We start from the raw sequence: 320 nt of genomic DNA on the forward strand, positions 1-320 counted from the left end.
TTCGAGACCAGGACGTTGATAGGTCAGGTGTGGAAGTGCAGTAATGCATTAAGCTAACTGATACTAATTGCCCGTACGGCTTGTCCCTATAACCTTAGCAGGTGCAGAGATAAGAAAGCGCGTTGTGCTTGTGTTGATACGCAATCACTACCCAAAGTAATACATAAAACGATACTTCTTCCAGATTCAAGCTAGTGCTGCCCGGTCGGGAGCACCAAGCTGTACAAGTTATGCCTGATGACCATAGTAAATCGGTACCACCCCTTCCCATCCCGAACAGGACCGTGAAACGATTTTACGCCGATGATAGTGCTGCAACC

General features: G+C 47.5%; 2 rRNA genes. Both read left to right on the forward strand.

The annotated features are described in order from the left end of the window. A 23S ribosomal RNA gene (locus tag F0185_RS34210) occupies positions 1 to 88 on the forward strand; the annotation flags it as partial. A 145-nt stretch (positions 89 to 233) separates the two neighbouring features. Further along, a 5S ribosomal RNA gene (gene rrf / locus F0185_RS34215) occupies positions 234 to 320 on the forward strand; the annotation flags it as partial.

Origin of the sequence: Massilia rubra (assembly GCF_011682065.1) — a bacterium.
GTDB lineage: Bacteria > Pseudomonadota > Gammaproteobacteria > Burkholderiales > Burkholderiaceae_D > Telluria_A > Telluria_A rubra.